Origin of the sequence: Variovorax davisae (assembly GCF_030316845.1) — a bacterium.
In the GTDB taxonomy this organism is placed as follows: Bacteria; Pseudomonadota; Gammaproteobacteria; order Burkholderiales; family Burkholderiaceae_C; genus Variovorax; species Variovorax davisae.
This window is the reverse complement of sequence record NZ_JASZYS010000020.1, coordinates 24,304-42,649: the sequence shown is the minus strand read 5'-3', so window position 1 is coordinate 42,649 and position 18,346 is coordinate 24,304. Positions and strand designations below refer to the sequence as shown.

Below are 18,346 nucleotides of genomic sequence, written 5' to 3'. Positions count from 1 at the left end.
GCTTGGGAGAATTATGCCGCTAAGTCAACCGAAAAGACAACTTAAAAACAATCCTAATCGGAAACCCTACCCTGTTCGAACATCGCCGCATACTCGTCGACCTTGCGCCGAGACAGCGCCATGCACAGCGCGTCGAGTTGCTCGGGCTGCATCATCTGGGCCTCTTGGTTGATCAGATCAAGGATCGAGTCCTCCTCCGCAGCCATGAACTGAGGCGACAGGTCGCTGAAGTCGTCCTGCAGGTAGTAGTCCGAGCGGTCAACGGCCTGGCGGAAGACTCGCCAGTTGTTGCGCGGCAGCGGCCGCGGCTGGGGCACCGAGCGGACCTGCCCGTTGATGGTCACTTCGCGCATCGGCACCGCCTTGAATCGTTCGCTGAAGAACGGATCCGAGTAGTACTGGATTTTCTGAGCGTTGATGACCGGGATGCCAGCGCGAACGACCAGCTCGCGGGTCTTTTCCATCGACAGGATCTCTTGCGGGAGCATCAGGGCTCGCGCATGAGGAGACTCAGTCTCGTTGATCGACGAGTTTCCCGGGTTGAAGGCGCCGATGTTCGATCGCTGCTTGGAGTTCGATTGGACCGTCTGGTAGCCGATCAGCTTCGAGTATTCCTCAGCTTCCTTCACCTGGCTGGGCGTGAAGACGATCAATGCACCCATGTTCTGGATTATGTTGTGGGCATCCTCCTTGCCGTAGACCGACTCAAGCTGCGACCGGTCCTGAATGATGATCGAGGCCCGCATGTTGTAGCCAGCCATGTAGCCGACACCCTTCGCGATGATCGCGACCTTGCCCATGGCCGTGAACTCGTCCAGGAGCAGCAGACATTGGAACTTCAGATCAGGGTTGTCTTCCGGCAGCTCGCGCACGTTCTCGTTGATGAGCTGGGAGAAAAAGAGGTTGGTGATGAACCCCGCCTGCAGGACCTCGTTGGCCGGGATGTGGATGTAGATCGACATCTTTCTCTTTCGCACATCGCGAAGATCGAAGTCGTCGGCCGACGTAGCCTTGTCGACAACCGCATTTCCCCACATCGCAAGGGGCGCGACGAAGCTCGAAAGGATGTTCTTGAGGGTGTTGTCAGGGTTGTTCAGGAAGCGATTCAATGCATCGACACAGGGCCGCGATAGCGGCGTTCCGCTTGCTGCCCTCACGTTCATCGCATGCGCGAGGTAGTCGGCCATTTGCTGGCCCTTCCCGGAGCCCTGTCGCAGCACCTCCCCGATCGTCTTCGGCAGCAGCGGCGTTTCCAACACCAGCAGGGACAGACCGACGAACAGGTTGCGCGCGGAGTCGACCCAGAAAGGATCCTTGGGATTCGCGGGGTAGACGATGGCGGCGAGTGCCATCAGATCATTGACCCTGAAATTCGGATCCTCGGAGATGTAGGACAGCGGGTTCCACCGACTGGTTGTCTCCGAGAAAGGGTTGAAGTAGAAGACCTCGTTGCCGAGGTATTGGCTTCGAAACTGCCCAGTTAGGTTGTAGTTCTCCCCCTTGATGTCGAGCACGACGACGGAATCAGGGAAGGTCAGCAGATTCGGAATGCAAAAGCCGACGCCCTTCCCTGTCCGAGTCGGCGCGGCCAGCATGACGAACTCGTAGCCCGGCAGGCGCAAGAGGCTCCCGTCGTCCTGCTTTCCAAGGATCACGCCAGTCGGGCTATCGAGCCCCTCCTTTGTGATGTCCTTCTGGTTTGCAAACCGAGCATTGCCGTGCAGCGAGAGGCTGTTTCCGCGAAGGAAGCCTTGCAACAGGAAGGCAGGACCGCCGAGCGCGATCAGCAGCGCAACGGCGATGCTGGCCTTGACCTTTTTCTCAGCATACGGGGTTTCAGCGGATGTCCAGGCCCGTTGAATCGTTGTGAACTCTGCACGCTCGGGGTTCTCTTTGTAGGACAGGAATAGAACCACCCCGGCGAGGTAGTTCGCGAACGCAAGGCATCCAACAAGGGCGACCACGCCGGCCAGGGCGACAAGGGACTTTCCGGTTTTCGTCATTGCATGGCCTGCAGTTTCTTCTCGGGCGCGTAGTAGATCTCGCTGATGAAGCGCTCGCCGCCCACGTTCTGGAACTGGATGACTACATCGATGGTCAGCGTCAGCAGCCGCTTGATGACGTCGAACGTCAGATTCGCACCACCAGGTGAGTCCTGAATCATGATGGCCATCTGTTCGAAGGCCAGGGCCGGGGTGCCCGCGTGGCAACTGGTCATGCTGCCAGGATGGCCAGAGGCGGCGTTGCGCACGTAGTAGAGGCATTCATCCCCGCGCACCTCGGCCAGCAGGATCCGATCGGGCTTCATTCGCAGACAGCTTTCGAGCAGGTCCTTCGGCCTCACGTTCGCGGAAGACTGGCCGCCCTTGCTGTAGAGCAGATGGACGGCGTTCTTATGCGGCAAGAAAAGCTCGCGCACGTCTTCGATGGTGATGAGCCGTTCGGTCAGGGGTATCTCGCGCACGAGGCTTTTCATGAACGTCGTCTTGCCGGAGCCGGTAGCACCAGAGACAACGATGTTCATACGAGATTCGACGGCAAGCCTGAGGAACCCTTCATAGTTCTTGGCCGACAACAAGTCCTTGAGCTGCGCTTCGTGCGGTAGCAACTTCCCCTGCATCTCGCGCACCTGCTTGAACAGGCCCGCTCGTGAGAAATCATCGAGGCTTCGCGAGATCTTCGCCGGCCGGCGCAGCGTGAACGAAGTTCGGCCGTCCTCAACAGCAGGAGACCGGACCAGCTGGATCCGTGAACCGTCCGGAAGGGACGCGCTCAAGAGCGGCACAGTACGGTCCCACTTCTGCTTGCTGAAAGTCGCGACTGCCGTGCCCAGGTTGATGACGCTTGCTTCTGCAACATGATCGGACGGCCTTGAGGACCAGGTCGAATTCGATTCGAACCACACACGACCGTTGTCGTTGACGGCAATTTCCGTCACTTCGTCGTTCTCGATCAGATCTCTGTAGGGTGCAAGGAAGTTCTGGACCGAGGTATCTCGTTCCAGGGTATGAGTGATCGGGACGATCTCTGCAGTGTGGGTCATCGTGATTTCACCAGCTTGTACGTGCTGTCAAACCACAGGTCTCGATTCACAAAGATCATGATTCGATCGCCGCGGTTCTTGTAGAGCGTCGGAGGGATGTTGATCGTCGACTCAAGGACCTTTTCGGAAAGCCGCTTCGTCGAGCTGATCGTGTTGCTGGGCAGGTAGACGTTCGCTCCACCGCCCAGAGAGTTGCCCGACTGGTTCTCCTGACGAGCAACGGCGTATGCCATGCCGTCCTCGATGAAGGAGAGGAGAACAGCCGCGCCGATGCGGTCAAGCCAGTGGTTGTCGACATATCCGCCGGCACCAGTGGTGCCGACCTCGTCGGTAGCGGGCGAATCCACATCGATGACGACGCCGCGCGTCGTCTTGATCCGCGCCCACTGCACAGCGATGCGCTGATCGCCCACCTTGAGCATGTTCCCGAAAGCGCCTTGAGCGTGCGAACCCTTTTCCACAAGCAGGGCCTTGCCATCGTCCGAGTACACGTCTTCCGGCACCACGCAGCTCGTGTTTCCTGCGACAGTGGAATTCAGTTGAGTTTCCAGAATGCAAGGGATCCAGCTGCCGCGCGCCAGGACGAACGATCGATCGCCGAGATGGGCCGCCGATGCTTGTGCAGTTGCCGAAGGCGCTTGCCCAGCTGCTTTCTGAGCAGCCAACGCTTGAACCGTTCGGTCCTCTTGCTTGGGCGCTGCCAGCGCAGTGGCTTGCGCCATGGCCAACGCAGGATCCGGTGGGCCTCCGAGCATCATCGACGGCGGCGCCGGCTTGGGCTGCTGAGCCGGTCCGGGACCTTGCAGCTGGCCCTGCGGCGGCGGCGACATGGGGAGGGGAGCGCCGGCGCTTGTGGGAGCGAACCCGGAAGGAAGCGGGCCACCAGGTGCAGGTGCAGCCTTCGGAGGCTCGGGCTGTGGCGCCTGAGGCGCCGACTTGGGCTCCTCCAGCTCGAGGCGCTCATCAACGTTGAAGTCTCGCCCCTGGCGAACGGTCGCCATTTTTTCCCGTTCGACCTTTTCCTTCGTGGCTTTGCTGTCAGCGAATTTCTCGCGGTACTGTTTCACAACAAACCCACCAGCCGCCAGTAAGGCAATGAGGCTGACAACTAGCATCAAGCCGCCGATCAGCTGCCGTGTGTTTTTCCGCTTGGCAACCTCAGCGCGGAATGGTCGATCTACCTGTACGACGCTTTCCGGCTCGGGCTGCGCCTCGAAGGCCTGCGGCTCTGTGTCGGGATGGGTGCTCATTTGCGAAGCTCTCTTTTCATGCCGCTGATCGTTGTCCCGTTCACTGGCGCGATGCCGGTAGCGTTGAAGGCGTCGTTGAAGACGCCGATAACAGTGCCCGACAGCCGCAAGTTCCACGACGCACCAACACCATGGACGACGATGAAATCGCCATCGCGATGGCTGTTCACCAGCCACTCTTCCGTTGAGCCCGGCGTGCTCTTGTAGATAGCAGGGATGGGAAGGTTGTCTGGGAACCTGAAGTAGGTGAAGCGGCCATCGTCGAAGACTTCGCGCGGGCGAATATCGACGCTCTCGGCCACGGCCTCGAGCGAGTACTGATCGTTGCGCGGACCCTTGAGCGCTTCATCGAGCGGCGTAGCCGCTTCCTTCAGCTCCTTGCTCGCGGCGACTTCATCTAGATCCTTGTCGACCGGATAAGTCACAACGATTTTGGAGACGAAGTCGGTCGGCATCGTCTTCGAGCTGCCGGGCACCAGGTCGAGCACATACGTGCGCGATTTCGTCACGATGAGCGTCGTCGCAAATCTCGCTCCTTCAAGGGGCCGGGCGAAGAAGCGTGAGCCGAGCTTGAAGACCTCCCAGCCTGCGATCTTGCCCCCTGCGGCATCTTCAATCGGCTCCTTGGGATCCAGCTCAAGAACGATCGGATGGTCGGCGTAGCCGACAGCCCTCAGTACGAGGCTGTCTTTGTATTCAACGCGCCGCACGCGGGTCGAATCGTCGTAGCTAGCGCTGTACTGCTGCGCAATGGCGGGGGCAAGCAACGCGGCGCAGAGAACTGCTACTGCCGCCCTCCTCACCGCTTCACCTCTTTGGCCTCGCCACCCAGCTCGGGATCCGTCTGATACGCCGTGACCGTGAATCCGAGAGGGTTCGCGATGGCGTCTTTTTCAACGGTCAAGTTTCGCGACTGGTACTCGTAGCGAAGCGTCGCAACGCGCCGAGTGACAACGGGCGGAGCCGTGGTGCGGTAGTCCTTTGTGCGCAGCTCGTAGCGCACCGTTGCCATGCCGCTGCCGTTGAGGGTGATGCTAAGCACCGTTGGGATGATTTCGACATCGTCCCTCAGCTTTTTGTCGAGCGACTCGGAGCCTTCGAAGAGCGGCGTGTAGTTCGACCAGGTCTGATTCCCTGCGAGCCTCTTGACCGTGTCGTAGTCGAACTGGACGAATCGATAGACGTATCGCTCGCGGGCGATCAGGAAGCTTTGAATCCAGTGCTTGTCCGACAGGCTGCTAGTCGTCACGTACTCCTGCGCAGAGGGGACCACCTGGCTCTCGCCAGTCAGCTTGTCCACCATGACCACCATTGGCACGACGCTATGAAGCGGGACCAGCATGACGAGGGCCGCAGCCTGCGCAAGGCCAACCGCCACGGCAGCGCCGGCAACTCGCCATGCGATGGTCTTCGACTTGCGAGCATTCAGGACCACATCTGCTTCCCAGCTCAGATCGGTCAGCTGCTTTTCCCGGTGCGCCGCCACCGGCTCTGGCCTCTTCGAGGCCTTCACCTTTTCGAACATTCCACTACTCCCCTTTGGCTTGCACAGACAGCGTGGCCCCTCTCCGAACCTTGCATTTAGCATGCTAAAGGTTGTCCGTAGAGTTGCCGTTAAAGGTGTAGTATAAGGTTGCTTTTAGGTTGTCGGTTGCGTTGTTCCAACGCGCCCTAAGAGCCAGAGCGCCCCCTCGGGGCCGCTGAAACCATGCTGTCAAAAATCCAATCTCCCACGCATCGCGCCCTTCAGGCGACATTGCTCGCAGCGGCCTTGTTCGCATCGCACCAAGCAGCTTCCAATGCGCAGAGCACCAAGAAACCTAGTCCGCTCAACACCCCTATCGCAGTGCCATGCGTCGAGGAGGCAGCTGCCTTCCATGGCGTCAGCTCGATGTTGCTTCGGGCCATCATCTTTCATGAGTCCCGAGGCAACGCCTCGATCGTGCTGCGCAACACAAACGGTTCGGTCGACGTGGGCCTCGGAGGCCTGAATTCGATTCACTTCCCGGAGCTTGCGCGATATGGGATCGCGCCGAACCATCTGCTCGATGGCTGCGTGAACACGTATGTGGCTGCTTGGCATTTAGCCAAGCAGGTGAAGGCCTATGGCAACACGTGGTTCGCGGTGGGGACCTACCACTCCAAGACCCCAGAACACAGAGATCGCTATGCCGGCCAGATCTATGCTGTCTTGCAGCGCTGGAAGGCGGTTCCATGAGCGCATCCAGGAGCCCAACAAGAAGCCGCCTACGGGCGGCTTTTCAGTTCATGTTTTGTTCCCGTCTCTGGACGGTCCCCGCTGGCGTCTGCTGCCGCCTCCCAGGCAGGGGCTCTGCCCCTGGCCCCCGGGCTGCGCCCCCGCGCCGTCGCGCTGGCCCCCGCTGCTTTTTTGGTTCGGCAGTGGATGGGTGTTTTTCGGTCCGGGTCTTCTGGGTTCGGCTGGGAAAATAGTGAGTAGTTTTGGGCTGTGTGGCGACAACACAAATCAGTTGTCAATACCTTAGAAGCAACTTATAATGATACCCAAAGGACAACTTAAATTAATGCTTTTGGTGTCGTGGTAGATGCCGTTAAGGGAGTAAAAATGAAGAATCTCAAGTGCGCTGTGGTGTCGGTGTTCGTTCTGTGTGCTTCGGTGGCAACGGCAGCCCCCGTCGGCGAATGGAATTTCAATCTGGTTCCCAATGGTGTTGCGTCGAACGTGTACGCCAATACCAATGCTGGATATCGGAAGGCAAGGGCTCAGCTATTTCAAGACGGCTCGGAGTACACGTTCCGCCTCCAAGGCACCGGTGTTGACGACTGCTTTCTGCGTGAGTTGAAGTCGAGCGTGGTCAAGACTGAAGCCGTTACGACTATCACGCCGGAACCCGCGATGGGGGCATGCCCCCGGGTCCGCATCGTCGTGAAAAATGATGGCACCGGAGGTCAGCTTCTGGTGAAGATCGGCAAGCGAAATTCTGACGAATGGGCCGAAGACGAGAACGACTATGGGCTCACGAAGCGATAACGCTAGCTCAAACAGAAAAAGGCCCGAGGGGCCTTTTTTCTTGGGCGAAAACTGACCTACATCCCGCCGCTTTCCCCGGGATTTTGGCCTTTCGTGAAGACGATGGCTCCGCTTCCTGGCGGACAAACCGGAGGAACGGAGTTGGTATTTCCTGCAACGCAGATCAACGTGTAGTAGGTGTCACCATCCCTGACACTTCCACCGGTAACGACGCTTCCTGGCAGACCACCAGCGAGTTTTCCGTTCACATAGTTCGCCGTGTCGTTTGCGACATTCGCGGTGTACTGGGCGTTGTTGCCGATGTTGACGGCGGTATTTGCCACGGTGTACGCCGAGTTCGCATAGTTCCAGGCGTTGTTTCCAGCATTCAGGGCGTTGTTGATGTTGTTGTTGATCGTCGCTTGGTCAACAGCAACCACAGCTCGACGGCCAGAGTCGGCCGAGCTGGCAGGAATGGACTGCGCGCTTGCGCAGACCGAGATGATGAAAAGCGCCAAAGCGCTGAGCGCCTGACGCGGGATAGCCGTTCGCATTTTTTCTCTCCTTGATGTGGCAGGCGATGAAGGCCTGCGGAATGCTTCGGTCATCCCGAAGGACAACCGAAGCGACAACCCGTATCTTAGATAGTCCTGCCGCCGTTGTCTCGCGACGGCGGCACCTATCTCACGGGTAGTAGCAGAACACTTGCATGATTGCGCTCGCCGAAGGACTTGCCGAGAGCGCTGCGCCGGCGCCGTTGGTCAACTGCACGGTCCAGCTGGCCCCGCTGTCGACCACGAAGCGGTTAAACCCGCTGTCGTTGCTCGACTCGACTTTCGGAATGAGCTGCGCGATCGGCGTCACGGCCTGGCCAGGTGCAAAGGTGCACGCAGGCTTGGTCACCACACTTCCATGGGTCACCTCGTACGCGGTCACGAACACAAGGCTCGTCGTGATGTCCTGAATCCGGAACCACCGCGCAACGCCACCCGAAGGATTTGCTCTGCACACCAGCGCCGAGGATCCGCCGCCAACAGACACGATCGTGTAGCCGATCGCACCAGGTACGTTGCAAGCACCGCCCACCGTGGCCGGGGGCAGGAAGTCGGTCATGTAGTTCCAGATGCCGTTGAAGCAGTAGAGCTGCCGACCTTGACCGTCAACCGCGCCTTGCCCTTCCAGAGGGCAAGCGCCGCCTGCAGCAGCGACCGTGCTTAGCGGCGTCCAAACTGTGCCCGAGCACACAACCAAAACACCTCCAGTTGCCGTGGCGGACGATCGCGCAAGGGCGCCCGCATCTGTGCACGCGGACCCAGGCGCGTAGGCGCCGGTAGGAATGAGGCGATCGCCTGCAACTTGGCCAGACGTTTTCACCATCGCTTCGACGCCGGCACCACCGCTGGAAAGCAGGGCGAACTTGCCGTTGTTTCCCGTGAAGCCCGCCGGCGCGTCTGAGGCCAGCACATTGCCGCTGGAGACCAGGTCAACAGCTCGCACGCCACCCGTATAGCCGGGCGGCAGATCATTGGGATCGAGGCAGCTGAACCCGCCTCGCCCATCAGCCTGCAGCTTGACGCAGTTGTTGACGTTTACATCGCCAGTCGTGGTGAGCGTGTTGTTGACCGTCACCGGGCCGGTGAAGGTCGACGAGCCGCCGATCGTCAGATTCTGTGCAACGGTCAGGTCGCCTTGAAAGTTGGGATTGCGCGGATCGTTCAGGACCAGGAAGCGGCCAAAGCCGCTCGCGCCGAAGCCGAAACGAGCACCGACGACGCCCTCAGGTGAGCCGCTGACGGGATTCGTGATCGTCACGCCATTGATGCCGACCATGTTCCCCGGAGTCGTGCTGAAGGCGACGACAACGTCACCCCCGACTTTCTCAATGATCGAGCCAACCTGAATGCCAGCAATGTTCGTTGTACCAGGCTGCCGGATCGGCTGATCGACGTAGACAACGCCGGTGATGTTGCACGCGGTGCCCACGCATCCGGCCGGCTGCTTCTCGATCCGCAGCCGATAGACGCCGCTGTTGAGCTGGGATGTATCTCGCGTGCCAGCAGGCAGGTAGTTCATCGCGATGAGGTTGGCCACCGTGGGCGACAGCGTTTGACCGCTTGCCGCCCCAGGTGTCAATGTCACGCCGTTTACCGTGACCGGCTGGTCAAGCTGGAGCTGCGGGTAGGCCTCCATCGTGTAGTTGTTGGCAGCGTCTTTCATCAAGCTGAGGACATCGCCTTGCAGTCGACCTGCAGTCACCTTTTGCTTGAGCTGCTGAGCCTCGATCTGCCCAGCCGTGAGGATTGATGCCACGACGAGCGCGAGCAACACGGACAAGAGCGAGAAGCCGCCCTGCCGCGATCGACCGGGGAGGTTTTGAACCGTTCTCATATGAGGCGACCAGGTGGACTGCTGTCCGCTTATTGGCCGCGACCGATGGTCATGACGAAATCGCTATTCGCGTTCGCATCGCATGCGTTCGCAAGGGCAGCGATATCGACGGTGCCGTCTGCTGCCTTGACCTCAGTACCGCCGATGGTGATACGGCGGGTCATAGGATCGACGCCAAGCACCAGATCTTGGCAATCTTCCCGGCGCACGCCGCCATAGCCGAAGGCCAGGGAATCGTTCGCCGAAGTGATCGTTGCAGGCGCAAAAGTGATCGGGGCGTTGTAGCGATTCTGGGCAGTGTTCGTGCCCTCGATGCGCAGGCGCTTCGGTACAACGGACGACTGGACGACGATGGCGGTTGTCACCGCCGCATACTGGTTCGTCGTGCCGTAGATCGTTTGCGCGCCGGCGATCATGTCGACGATCTCCGCCTTGGCTGCATCCACACGGGCCTTACGAGCTGACGAGATGTACTGGTCATAGGCGACAGCCACGATGAATGCACCGACTACCAGTGCGAGAAGCAGGGAAATCATGTTCACGCCGCGCTGACGGCTCGGGCGAAGGCGTGCATGACGAGTGGCAATGGCGATGTTCTTGGTTTGCATGGAAGGCTCCCTAGGCGAAATGGGGAAGAAATTTCCCCGTATGAAAAAACGTGTGAATGGTGTTGGCTTCAGCGCCGTTGCTGCGAGCGCTGGAGCATTCGTGACGGATCCGCTTCATCTGAAAGAGCGGTTGAGATCGTCATCATTCCGATCGATAGAACGACCGCGATGGTTGCGAAGAATCCAGTGAGGGTCCAGTTGGCGGAGACGGCCGAAACGTTGACCCGCTTCTCAAGGCTCTTGACTTCGCTTGCGCCGAGAACGATGAGCGCATCACCAAACGACTTCGCAGAGTCGAGCAGGCTTGCCAGCCGTGCGCGGACGGTCGGCGGCATTAGCCCGCGGCTGAACGCTGAGAGGTAGTCGTTGGGGTTGTCCTCGATCGACGTGATGATCCGAGTGAGGTGCCACCGCAGCCACGGCCGCGCATCGGTGCGCAAGGCCTCAAGGGCTTCGCGCATCGTCTTGCCGGACCGGATCATCATCGCCAGGGCGCTCAGGACGATGGCCGCGTTGTAGTCCCTGTACAGCCCGAAGATCGGCAGCTTGTCAGCTTTCAGACGTGCATTTCCGGTCCACCGGGGCAGCCGATACAGCAGCGTCGCGATCGATGCTGCCAAGGCCACGCCGATGAGAACCGAATACTCATTGATCGACTCAGCCAGCACGCGAACGAAGCCGTTGAAGCCGGTCCACACCTCGGGAGGCGTATCGGCGGAGATCCCCACGATGACTTGCGCCAGGATGACGGAGAGGATGCCGACCATGGGGATGGCCAGCAAGGGCACAACCAACTCAGAGGCGATCGTCACCAGGGTGCGACGCTGGAAGTCCACGGCATCCGCGGTCAGCTCCAGCGCTTGCGAAGGGTCCGCGCCGGCATCGTCGACCGCCTGCATCAGCATTTGGTCGGAATGCGGTGCAATACCTCGCATGAGCTCGGCCAGACTCGTCCCCTGCCCGGCTGCAAGCCTGGCGCCGAGGGCACGCATGACACGTAGCGACGTGCCATCCTTCAGCATGAGGGCGTTCGAGGCGGACCGCTCGAGCTGGTCTCGGATCGCGACCTTGCGCGAGAGAGCGTCCGCCAAATCCCGGTAGAAATCCGCACGCTTGAAGGACCAGAGGAAGCAATGAAGCTTCAGGATAGAACGATCGAAGTTCATTGACGGTCCTTCGTCTGTTTCTCGATTCGCTGCATGAAGCGATGCCAGGGGTCAAAACGAGAGCATTGGCGCGCGTCCACCTGGCCCTGCAGTGCCTTGAACAACGTGTGTTCGAAGACGGTTTTCCCCGTCATGTTCGGGCTGGTCAGGTCGCCATCGGAATGCGATCGGTAGACCTCAACCGCTTCGCTGTCGCGCCCCTCCCGGATGTGGCGTAGCCAATCGTCATCAGGCATGAGCATTTCTGCGACAACCGTGAGACCGATCGTGCCGCGGTGGTTGCAGCGTTCGCACCCCGAGCTGCATTTCCAGCGCATCGACATCGTGTCGAGATTGAGCGACATGAGGCGCTTCGCAATCTGGGCCACGCCCTCGCTTTTGGCGGCCGCTACTTCTGTCGACTCGGAGCAATCGGGGCACAGCTTGGGCACCAACGCTTGGTAGGCCAACAACGTGATCATGTTGGGTCCGGTCAGGACCGCGCGGCTCATGCCAATCTCGGGATTGACCAGGCGGGGCACGATCCCCGACAGCAGGTGAGCGTGAACGGTCCCGAGGGCCATATGGCCCGATTCGGCAAACTGCTGCGCGGCGTTGCTGCTGAAGCGATCTCGAATTTCCCCGAGCATGACCACATCAGGATCGGCCCTCATCAGGCCGGAGATAACCTCCGAGTAGCGTTTCGCCGACTCTTCAGGGTTGGCAAGATCACGTTGAATCGGAATCTGATGGGCGCCTCTGATGGGGTATTCCACCGGATCCTCGACCGTGTACACCGCGCTATGGGGCGTGTTTGGGTTCAGTTCGATGAACGACTTTTGCGAAGTCGATTTTCCTGAGCCAGTCACGCCCGAAATGAAGACCGCTCCAGACGGTGTTTCCATCGCCTGGCGCCAGAGTTCCACATGCGAAGGCGCGTAGCCAAGGGCGTCGAAATCCAGGGTTTCTTGGTCCTCGTCGACGTGGAGCAGCCGGAGCACCACCTTTGGGCCCTCGTTGCCTTTAAGAGATTGATAGCGCAACTTGAGGCTGTGGCCCGGGATCTGCGAGTACGGCACCATGCAGTACAGATACTTTTCCGGGTTGAACAAAGAATCGTTGCCTGACTTGGTCTGTAGCTCGTTGTTAAACAACGTGCTCATCACCTTTTGAACGAACGCTGCAGGGTACTTGCCGCCATGCGGCACCCGCATCGTTTCGATCTCGCCGTCGACTCGAAACTTGACGATGCCCATCGAGCCGCGAGTTTCGATGTGGATGTCGTTTGCCCTGTTCGCGACGGCATAGCCGATCCATTCGCTGGCGGCGGCCATGAATTCGTTTCCAATCGATCGAGTTCCGTTTCCGCCCTCGCCGTTCTCGCTGAATTGATAGATGGACCGCACGACGGCCGGTTCAGCAGTGGCTACCTTGAGCGTGAAATTCCGTTCGCGCAGCTTTCCCTTGATCGCCTCCAGTTGGGCGCGATCACAGTTCGAATGCACGATGAGCGCCGCGCGGCCAGTCAGCTCGATGATGGCGACGGTTTCGCGCTGTTCCTTCATCAGGGAGATCAGCGGTTTCTCACCGGCGCTCAGGAGCCCTTTGAAGCTTGGAACGTCCGCATAGGTTCGGTAGTGCGCTGTCTCTGGGGCCAGGGACGCCGGCGGCTGCTGTGAATCCTGCAGCGGCAGTGCGTCGGAATTGGCCGCTTCGGGCAGATCGAATTCCACGCGCCGCACCGGCGGCGGAGCAACTGCCGCCAACGGTTCTTGGCGGGCAGCATCTTTGCTACGGAAGAAACTCATTTAGAGCACCCCGCCGACGTTGACGATGCGAGTGCCGCATGGTGCTTTTTCCCGCACGTCTTGAGCCGTGCACGCCTTGGACAGCACCAGGCCGCGTTGCTCAACTGCAACCACTTTCTGACCACGAATCTGCATGCCGACCAATGCCAGGCTCAGACGCTGGCCCTCGGCCAGCTCGGCAACCCAGACCCCGTCACGTGCATAGAGGGCGTGGACGGTAATCTTTGGGCGGAAGGTCTCAGCGACCTTGCGCATCGTTGCTGCGTCGATCGTGGGCACGCTCGTCGGTGCCTTCGATTGGTCGAGTCGTGGCGTTGCCTCGGCAGCGGCTTCACGCTGGATCTTCGCAATCTCCGTGCGCTGCTTGATCCGTTGTGCTTCCGCCAGTTCCCCGAGCGTTTGCGCACTGCACGAGCCGGCAGCAATGATGCTCACCATGCCGACCACGAATGCGACGTTGAACTTAGTTGTTCTTGACATAGTAGGTTCCGATCAAGCGCGCCTTGGCGCGCGAAAGTGGTTCTTGCCTGAGGTCGCCGATTTCGGCGATCCAGCCTGTCCAGCTCACGTTCTCCGGTGCCCCGGCGAGAGCCTCGGCCAGCTGGGGCAATGCGATGGCGTTGGCTTCGAATTTCCCTGCTGCCACGGCCTTCGGGTGCTTGAAGGTGGCGGGCACGCCGGGAACCTGCGGCCAGAGCTGCGGCGGGGCCAGTTGCAGGGTCACGCCGGCCACGAGCCACGTTTGAAGCTTCGAAGCTTCTCCGCCCTGCACGAACGCTCCGACCGAAGGCAGCTGCGCTGCATTGATCAGCGGCGCCGGCTTCAATTCCTGCGTCCAGGTCATCCGTGCCTCATTCAGATTGATGCCCGGCGAAGGGACCAGCTCGAGGAACGGGATCGCGGCCTTGAGGCCGGCGTATGTGCCCGTCGTACGAGACAAGATCACATCGCATCCGGCATTCACCATGCATGAGATGCGTTTGACGACCCAGCCCTCGGGCGTCAAGGGGATGCGCATCGCGGCCACCAAGGAATCACGCAAGGCCAAGCGGTCAACGCCTGCGTTCTGCTGGGCGACAGCAAGTGCATTCAGGTACTTGGGGATCGGATCGGCAGCGCGCTGCGCGGCCAGCGCGAGCTGGCGAGCCTTTTCCGCCTCCGCCTTTTTGTAGTACCAGTACCCTCCCAGAGCGCCCAAGGCCAGGATGGCGATGAGCATGACCTTGGCTGTGTCGACCGGAATTTTCTTGAGGGCTGTATTCGGTCGGGTTGCGCCGGCGATCTGCGGGAGCAGGTTTTCCCAGGCAAGCGACCTTGGATAGGTCTCGATGTCGTCGGAGAAAACAGAGATGTCGCTGTGCTCCTTGATCCAGGGCAACGACAGCTCGCGCGCATCCTCGCTTGTCTTGACCACCTTATCGAGCACAGGCAGGCCGTTGTCGACCACGACCACGGCAAAGGTGCCATCGGGGACTTGGACGTTGAGCAAGGCTCTCCCATGCTCCCGCGTCCATGCTGCGAATGCTGCAGCAAGCGAATGCGCGTCCTTCGGCGGCTTGGTCGCAGAAACGGTCGAATAGAAGCCTGCAGAGGTTCTACGGGCCTGCCGCGCCTTACCCTTGACCTTTACCTCTTCTGCGGTTGCCGCGGTTGCGACAACTGCATGGGAGACGGATGACCGGCTACTCGCCCCTTCGCGCAGATGGCCGTCGACTGATCCGGTGAAGGGCTGCAAGGCCCAGTCCAGGCCGCCGACCAGGTGCACGCCCTGGGGGCTCTTGTAAACCACACTGTTCGCCATTGCCGGGTTCCGGTCAGAGCTGAACGGCGCGAACGACGATCAGAAAATCTTCGCGCTTGTAGCCGAGCTTTCGACTGCCTCCGGCGATGATCGGCACACCGTCAGCCAGCGAACGCATGTCGCCCGTCGAGACGCGACGAGAAAGGCCGGTTACAACCATGGCCTCGCCCGGCATCAGGCGCACCGTCGTTTGATCGTCAGTCCCTGAGGTCACGGGTGTTTGGACCTTCTGGAACGTTTGCCCAGAACCTGCGCTGACTTCGAACAAGGCGAGCAGCTCCGTCAGCGACATGCCGAACTTCAGCAAGATCGCGCCGTTGTCCAGGATCGCCGGCTGGACAAGGAACTTGTCGCCAGTCACGACCGACGATGTCTTGAGGCCAGGGGAGCCGCCGCCACTGATCGACGACGCTACAGCGGGAGTCGTTTCCGACAGGTAGCCGTCAGTTCTCAGATTCGTCTTCCGAGCCCACTGGCGGTTGAGCGCGATCATGGACACCGGGCGATAGGTCGCCGTGTCGCTGATCTGGTTGAGCAGCGTCAGCATGGCCGAGCTGTTGCCAAAGCGTCCGATCTTCGTCGGCGCCGACTCGTCCTGCTGCAGGATCGTGTAGCCCATGCTGCCGGCAGTGGCTCCGACCAAGCTGACCGGGGAACGCAATGTCGCCCCCCACGTGGCCGACAGGTTTTGGAAGACCACGTTCCAGTCGACGCCGCGCTCATCGCTGTCGTTCGTCGTCACGCTGTACACGTCGAACTGGATGTGGGCTTGGCGCAGCATGGTGTCGCCCTCATGCTTGATGACGCTGCGCACACGGCTCATGACGTCCTTGGTCGCGGTGACCGTGAAGCGCCCAGACCCTTCGCTCAAGACCACAGAACCGCCCACGGGCGAAACCATCGCCTCGATCGACCGCTTGACGGACTCAAGGGCGGCGATCTTGCCGCTTTCATTCACGTCCAGGGAAGACGACGCCGAGCCGCCGTTTCCGCCGCCGCTGCCGCTACTCGACGACTGGCCCGAGTTCGTCCCGTTCAGCGACATCTTGAAATCCTGCGTGCCGGTGAACGCTGCAAACTCGAAGTTCTCGGTGACATAGCGCTCAACGACAACGACGCCATCGCGATAGACCCAGCTGAGGTTCAGGCGGCCGGTGACGTGATCCAGGAAGGATGAGAGCGTCCCATCCCAACGCATCTCGACCGAGCTGACATCCGTAATCACCTGCTGGAAGGGCGCAGGATTGAGCGAGGCAACCTCGCCGAAGCCGATCGGCATCGTTGCGCCGGTTGGGATTGGGGCGTTGCCGGCCGGCGTCGCCGCACCGAGAGGGAGCGTTGTGCCTGGCGGCAGCGGAGTCGTCGGAGATTTCCCCGGAGCAGGAGCAGTGCCTTGCGGGGCACCTGCTGGCAACAAAGAAAGGCCTGCTGGGGCGCCCTGGCTGCTTGCGACCGTGGGTTGCGCTGCGCCCTGCCCTTGTCCTTGCCCGTAGACATCCTGCTTGACCCGAACGGGGACGTTCGTAATGCGGCTCAGTCGCTCCGCGATCACAGCGATCGACACTCGACCGTTCGTCGAACGGTCATCGAAGTTCAGCTTGAAGTTCTCCGAGAAGACTGCAGGAAGGACATCGTCACTTTGAACTGCCGTCATCCGGGCGCCGATCCATGCGCGCGATGCGCGGCGAGCCACAGGCATCTCGCGCGCCTGCGCTGCGACCTTGTCCGCATAGGTCGGGGTGCCGACCGTGTCGTCATCCACGGGCAGCGGGGCTTGCCGAGTGCCACGGTTGACGGTGGACGCATGCTGACGGACGACCAATCCGTCTTCGGCGATTCGCTTGGATGTGCCGCATGCGGCAAGGACGCTCAGGCCGAGACAGGCGAAAGCGATGCGAGAGATGCGAAGGCTGGACGTGTTCATTTGCATTCCTTGAGTTGGTCGCCCTTGCGCGTCACGCGGGCCAGTGGAGGCGTATTGGGGTAGAAGCACACTTCAAGCGGATAGGCGCTGTAGGCGATACCGGGCGATGCGAGTTGCGCAGCAACAGCGTCTTCGAAGGTGCCGCTGTAGGTGTCGGGCGCATCCACCATGACGTTCTGAGCGGCATCCCACCGCACTCGCCAACCTGCTACAGCCGCCCAGCGCTGGAAGGTGTTGGCCAAGGTCACATCCTTGGTCTCGACGTTCCAACTCCGACCGGGTGCCGGCGCTGCCTGCACTGCCGTCACGACAGGTGCGCTCAGGGCCGTGTCGGGCGCCGGCACCGCCTTAGCCGTCTTCTGCGCGCCGATCACCAGGTCGGGCTGATTGCCGACCGTAATGTCTTGCGCGAGGGCGCAGCAGCCGATCAACATCGACGACGCGACTACGCAGATCCTTGTAGACCTTGTTTTCATTCTTGACTCCCTGGAATTGATCGAACCGTTGCTCATGGCGCATCCGCCATGTCGTAGACGCGCAGAGCTGTCCCGTTGTCCAGGAACTTCATGCCGAGCGGTGTTTTGAATTCGCCGTACTGACCAGCGAGGTGGCCGAGGGCCTCCCTGAAGCTTCCCGAGTACGTGGCGCCTCGTACTGCGTCGCTCGACGGGTGTTCAGCCTTGCTTTCCCAAACGAGCTTGATGCCTGCGAGCGCGGTCCACTTCGCCAAGATCTCCTGAAGCGTCTTGCCGTTGTCTACGGCCCAAGCCGTAGGCGCTTTCTCAGGGGAGGGTGTCTGTGTCACTGCAGCCGGCGCAGCAGGTACTTCAACCGGGGGCGCTTCAACCGCAACCGGCAACTCACCGTTCTGCACAACCACGCCGTCAGCGGTCATCGAGATGACCAGCGGAAGGCGGACGCCATCCAGAGCCGCGCGCATTTGCTCAAGCGCTCCTTCGAGGTCGGTCGCGTCGATCGCACGCATGCGCGAAGTGATCGGATAGTCGACTTCGCTTTCCCATGTGAAATCAACCCGCGCTGTGCGCGCCCAGCGCCGCAGAACGGTCATCATCGAGCGCTCGTTGCCGTTGACCAGGTACACCCTGAGCTGCAACGGTTCTGGGGGATGCTCGATAGCTGCCACCACGGGCTTCTTGCCGGTGGCCTGCGCGGTCGCCTTGGCTGCTGTAAGCGGCGCGGCCGAGCCGGCAGATGCTGGTGACGTTTGAATGGGGGCAACCGCAGCCGCAATGGGCTTCATGGGCGCGTTGATGGCGACTCGAGTAGAACTGCCGCTGGGAAATTTCACGGTCGGCGCCGAGGTGCAGGCGCACAAGGCCAAGACCGCCGCATAGAGCGGTGCTGTTTTCAACATTTCGAACTCCCTGAA

The 18,346-nt window shown here is 60.6% G+C and carries 17 protein-coding genes; 2 read left to right on the top strand and 15 right to left on the bottom strand.

What is annotated here, in order from left to right:
• Positions 1–53: 53 nt before the first annotated feature.
• The 5 genes from QTI33_RS31840 to QTI33_RS31820 are packed head-to-tail and all read right to left on the bottom strand — an operon-like array spanning position 54 to position 5,818.
• The gene (locus QTI33_RS31840; RefSeq protein WP_286510575.1) at positions 54–2,003 is read right to left on the bottom strand and encodes a type IV secretory system conjugative DNA transfer family protein; all 1,950 of its coding nucleotides are present in this window, start codon (positions 2,001–2,003) and stop codon (positions 54–56) included.
• Positions 2,000–3,043 carry a P-type DNA transfer ATPase VirB11 gene (gene virB11 / locus QTI33_RS31835; RefSeq protein ID WP_286510574.1) on the bottom strand — a complete coding sequence of 348 codons (1,044 nt, stop codon included), beginning with the start codon at positions 3,041–3,043 and terminating at the stop codon, positions 2,000–2,002. The genes QTI33_RS31840 and virB11 overlap by 4 nt, the downstream gene beginning before the upstream one ends.
• Complete coding sequence (gene virB10 / locus QTI33_RS31830; RefSeq protein WP_286510573.1) at positions 3,040–4,293, bottom strand: type IV secretion system protein VirB10; 1,254 nt, start codon at positions 4,291–4,293, stop codon at positions 3,040–3,042. The genes virB11 and virB10 overlap by 4 nt, the downstream gene beginning before the upstream one ends.
• Positions 4,290–5,060 carry a TrbG/VirB9 family P-type conjugative transfer protein gene (locus QTI33_RS31825; RefSeq protein ID WP_286510572.1) on the bottom strand — a complete coding sequence of 257 codons (771 nt, stop codon included), beginning with the start codon at positions 5,058–5,060 and terminating at the stop codon, positions 4,290–4,292. The genes virB10 and QTI33_RS31825 overlap by 4 nt, the downstream gene beginning before the upstream one ends.
• A 32-nt stretch (positions 5,061–5,092) precedes the next feature.
• Positions 5,093–5,818, bottom strand: a complete 726-nt coding sequence (locus QTI33_RS31820) for a VirB8 family type IV secretion system protein (protein WP_286510571.1) — start codon at positions 5,816–5,818, stop codon at positions 5,093–5,095.
• A 183-nt stretch (positions 5,819–6,001) separates the two neighbouring features.
• Here QTI33_RS31820 and QTI33_RS31815 point away from each other — a divergent pair, with 183 nt between their 5' ends.
• Both QTI33_RS31815 and QTI33_RS31810 read left to right on the top strand, forming a co-directional pair.
• Positions 6,002–6,511, top strand: a complete 510-nt coding sequence (locus tag QTI33_RS31815) for a lytic transglycosylase domain-containing protein (protein ID WP_286510570.1) — start codon at positions 6,002–6,004, stop codon at positions 6,509–6,511.
• 366 nt (positions 6,512–6,877) lie between these two features.
• Positions 6,878–7,303, top strand: coding sequence for a hypothetical protein (locus tag QTI33_RS31810; RefSeq protein ID WP_286510569.1), 426 nt, complete (start codon positions 6,878–6,880; stop codon positions 7,301–7,303).
• A 56-nt stretch (positions 7,304–7,359) separates the two neighbouring features.
• On the opposite strand, the gene QTI33_RS31805 is transcribed toward QTI33_RS31810, so the two are convergent.
• The 10 genes from QTI33_RS31805 to QTI33_RS31760 all read right to left on the bottom strand — a co-directional run bounded on the left by QTI33_RS31805 (position 7,360) and on the right by QTI33_RS31760 (position 18,331).
• The gene (locus tag QTI33_RS31805; protein ID WP_286510568.1) at positions 7,360–7,836 is read right to left on the bottom strand and encodes an alanine-zipper protein; all 477 of its coding nucleotides are present in this window, start codon (positions 7,834–7,836) and stop codon (positions 7,360–7,362) included.
• A 130-nt stretch (positions 7,837–7,966) separates the two neighbouring features.
• Complete coding sequence (locus QTI33_RS31800; protein ID WP_286510567.1) at positions 7,967–9,616, bottom strand: hypothetical protein; 1,650 nt, start codon at positions 9,614–9,616, stop codon at positions 7,967–7,969.
• Positions 9,617–9,699: 83 nt separating this feature from the next.
• Positions 9,700–10,278, bottom strand: a complete 579-nt coding sequence (locus QTI33_RS31795) for a type 4 pilus major pilin (RefSeq protein ID WP_286510566.1) — start codon at positions 10,276–10,278, stop codon at positions 9,700–9,702.
• 68 nt (positions 10,279–10,346) lie between these two features.
• Positions 10,347–11,444 (bottom strand): hypothetical protein, encoded by a 1,098-nt coding sequence (locus QTI33_RS31790; protein WP_286510565.1) that lies wholly within the window; start codon positions 11,442–11,444, stop codon positions 10,347–10,349.
• Positions 11,441–13,231 (bottom strand): GspE/PulE family protein, encoded by a 1,791-nt coding sequence (locus QTI33_RS31785; RefSeq protein WP_286510564.1) that lies wholly within the window; start codon positions 13,229–13,231, stop codon positions 11,441–11,443. Before QTI33_RS31785 ends, QTI33_RS31790 begins: the two co-directional genes overlap by 4 nt.
• On the bottom strand, positions 13,232–13,711 hold the full coding sequence (locus QTI33_RS31780; RefSeq protein ID WP_286510563.1) for a hypothetical protein: 480 nt from the start codon (positions 13,709–13,711) through the stop codon (positions 13,232–13,234).
• On the bottom strand, positions 13,695–15,032 hold the full coding sequence (locus QTI33_RS31775) for a type 4b pilus protein PilO2 (protein ID WP_286510562.1): 1,338 nt from the start codon (positions 15,030–15,032) through the stop codon (positions 13,695–13,697). Before QTI33_RS31775 ends, QTI33_RS31780 begins: the two co-directional genes overlap by 17 nt.
• 13 nt (positions 15,033–15,045) lie before the next feature.
• Positions 15,046–16,956, bottom strand: coding sequence for a hypothetical protein (locus tag QTI33_RS31770; protein WP_286510561.1), 1,911 nt, complete (start codon positions 16,954–16,956; stop codon positions 15,046–15,048).
• The gene (locus tag QTI33_RS31765) at positions 16,953–17,468 is read right to left on the bottom strand and encodes a TcpQ domain-containing protein (RefSeq protein ID WP_286510560.1); all 516 of its coding nucleotides are present in this window, start codon (positions 17,466–17,468) and stop codon (positions 16,953–16,955) included. Before QTI33_RS31765 ends, QTI33_RS31770 begins: the two co-directional genes overlap by 4 nt.
• Positions 17,465–18,331 (bottom strand): TcpQ domain-containing protein, encoded by an 867-nt coding sequence (locus QTI33_RS31760; RefSeq protein WP_286510559.1) that lies wholly within the window; start codon positions 18,329–18,331, stop codon positions 17,465–17,467. The genes QTI33_RS31765 and QTI33_RS31760 overlap by 4 nt, the downstream gene beginning before the upstream one ends.
• Positions 18,332–18,346 lie beyond the last annotated feature (15 nt).